The organism is Novosphingobium sp. YAF33, assembly GCF_052113265.1.
GTDB lineage: Bacteria > Pseudomonadota > Alphaproteobacteria > Sphingomonadales > Sphingomonadaceae > Novosphingobium.
In genome coordinates this window covers 1-2,598 of sequence record NZ_JBFRCW010000037.1, presented here as the reverse complement: position 1 = coordinate 2,598, position 2,598 = coordinate 1, and the positions used below count along the sequence as shown (strand labels likewise).

The 2,598-nt window shown below is 63.7% G+C and carries 3 protein-coding genes; all 3 read right to left on the bottom strand.

All coding sequences use genetic code 11. The annotated features are described in order from the left end of the window. Positions 1–70: 70 nt before the first annotated feature. Complete coding sequence (gene tnpC / locus AB4Z00_RS26450; protein WP_442047890.1) at positions 71–1,597, bottom strand: IS66 family transposase; 1,527 nt, start codon at positions 1,595–1,597, stop codon at positions 71–73. Positions 1,598–1,751: 154 nt separating this feature from the next. Then, positions 1,752–2,105, bottom strand: a complete 354-nt coding sequence (tnpB, locus tag AB4Z00_RS26445; RefSeq protein ID WP_011608149.1) for an IS66 family insertion sequence element accessory protein TnpB — start codon at positions 2,103–2,105, stop codon at positions 1,752–1,754. Further along, the gene (gene tnpA / locus AB4Z00_RS26440) at positions 2,102–2,521 is read right to left on the bottom strand and encodes an IS66-like element accessory protein TnpA (protein ID WP_431567845.1); all 420 of its coding nucleotides are present in this window, start codon (positions 2,519–2,521) and stop codon (positions 2,102–2,104) included. The genes tnpB and tnpA overlap by 4 nt, the downstream gene beginning before the upstream one ends. Positions 2,522–2,598 lie beyond the last annotated feature (77 nt).

Below are 2,598 nucleotides of genomic sequence, written 5' to 3'. Positions count from 1 at the left end.
CGTAAGCGGTAAAAATCTCCCACGTGGCGGTGGAGCCACCCCGTCAGGTTTGCCGATGTCTTTTCGGTGATCAAGCAGCGGTGACGATGTTGCTAATTTCGAACATGGTTTGCCCGGCGTTTGTATTGACCCAGTTGTATGGGAGCAGATCGTCGATCGGATCGGTGTCGGAGCGGCTGATGATTCGGGCGAGTACATCGGAGAGGTAGGCGTAGGGCTCGAGGTCCAGCATCTTGCAGGTTTCGACCAGCGAGGCGATCGCCGCCCAATTTTCGGCGCCGAGTTGGTGACCGGCGAACAACGCATTTTTTCTCTGCAGAGTCACTGGCCGGATGGCACGTTCGGCGGCGTTGTTGTCGAGCTCGATCCGTCCGTCGTCGAGGAACCGGCTGAAGCCCGCCCAACGTTTCAGCGCATATTTCATCGCGTCGCTTGTCGCGGAGCCAGCCATGATGCGGGGGCTGATGGCAGTGAACCAAGCATGGAGGCTATCGATCAGCGGACGGCTTCGCTCCTGCCGTACAGCAAGGCGCTCCTCGGGCGGGCGACCACGGATGTCCTTTTCGATGCCGTAGATCCTGGCGATGCGCTGCAACGCATCCTGCGCGATCGGAGCATCACTGCCCGCCTCGACAAACTTACGTCGCAGGTGCGCCCAACAGTAGGATTTCCGGACGCCAGCATTGGCGCGGTCGTCCTTGCCAAACTGGTCGTAGGCTTGCCAGGCATCGACCTGCAGGATGCCTTGGTAGGCTCCCAGCAGCTGTCTGGCCCACATCGCCCCGCGGCCGGGCATATAGGTGTAGAGCGCCAGCGGCGGATCGGCACCGCCATGGGCCCGGTCGTCACAGACGATGACCCACATGTAGCCGGTTTTGGCCTTGCCGGTCCCCGGTGCCAGCACCTTGACGGTGGTTTCGTCGACGAACAGCCGTGATCGTGCAAGTGCATCCACGCGCATCCGGTCGACGATCGGCAGCAGCGCCGCAATGCCCCGGCCGACCCAGTTGGCCAGCGTGGCGCGGCTGATCTCGATGCCCTGCCGCGCGAAGATCTTCGACTGGCGGTAAAGCGGAAGGTGGTCGCAGTATTTGTTGATGAGAACATCGGCGATCAGCGCTTCGGTCGGCAAGCCGCCCGGCACCACGCGCGCCGGTGCCGGGGCCTGGTGTACGCCATCGGTACAGCACCGGCATGCATAGCGCGGCCGGATCGTCACCATGACGCGGTGCTGCGCCGGGATGATGTCGAGCCGTTCCGCACGGTCCTCGCCGATCTTGTGCAGCGCGCCGCCACAGGCGCATTCCAGGCTGTCGGGTTCGATCACCACCTCGAAGCGCGGCAGATGCGCCGGCAGCGATGCGCGCTGTGTATCGGCGGGCCGGCGTTTGCGAGGCACGAGGCCATGACGCTCGGCTTCTTCGTCTGTCTTATCCTGCAGGCCCTGGGCTTCGCCAAGGGCCACGGCCTGGTCTTCCAGCGCCAGCGCGAGCTGATCGGCAGGAAGCTTCTCCGAACGCTTGCCGAAGGTCGTGCGGTTGATCAGCTTGAGGATATGCTCGAGCCGCGCTGCGCGGGCGCGCTCAGCCAGCAACATCGCCTTGAGCTGCTCGACGTCGTCGGGAAGCTCATCGTATCCGGCTTCTGCGCCGGTCGCTGCGGGGAGTTCTGGATGCGCCGTCACACCTGCATTCTAGGGGATTTTGCCTTGCGAGGAACAGCCTTGCGCCAAGCAGAATCAGGCATGCGGCCTACTGCGCATGAAGCGGTTTGGGCACGCGCGGCACGTGCACGCGCGACCAGTCCAACCCCTCGATCAACGCCGAGGCTTGCGCCGCTGACAGCTTCATCACCCCGTCTCCCGGGCGTGGCCAACGGAACTTCCCATCGTGCAAGCGCTTCGTCACCAGCACCAGCCCGGTGCCGTCCCAGACCAGGAGTTTGATCCGGTCCGCCCTGCGCGCTCGGAAGATAAACAGCATACCTGAGAAGGGATCGAGCCTGAGTTCGCGCTCGACCAGCGAGGCAAGGCCTACCATTCCTTTCCTGAAGTCCACGGGCTGCGTTGCGACCAGTACCTTCAGGGGGCCGGGCGGGATAATCACGCGCTCACCCGCGCGGCCAACAATACCCGCTCGATGTGATCCGCGCTCACGTCGGGCGGGATGCGGATCAACAGCCCGCTTGCCTCGACGACGATCTGTCCGCTGACCGGTGGCACTGCCGCGCTGGACAGCTCGTCGACCTTCCCACGCTCGACCATTGCCGGCACAAAGGTCATCGCCTCCGCGCGCTCCCGCAATCCGCGCCGCCATGTGTACAACTGCTGGGGAAACAGCCCGTGGCGGCGCGCCACCGCTGACACATTGGCACCCGGCTCCAGGCTTTCCGCGATGATCTGCGCCCGCGCCTCGGGCGTCCAGTGCCGCTTGCCCCGCGCACTTTCGATCACGCCAAGCCGCTGCACCTGACCCGGGGCGCTCGTTTCGAAACATGTTTCGAAATCAATTTCATCACTCACTGGTAACCTCGCCGTTCAATGCGACGAAACTACCAACCTCAGAGCTTCTGAAAATGTGGGGGATTTTGACCGCTTAC

What these genes read in the sequence shown, in the direction of transcription:
- tnpC (WP_442047890.1), bottom strand. Translation starts at nt 1,597, where the DNA reads ATGTTGCTGGCTGAGCGCGCCCGCGCAGCGCGGCTCGAGCATATCCTC.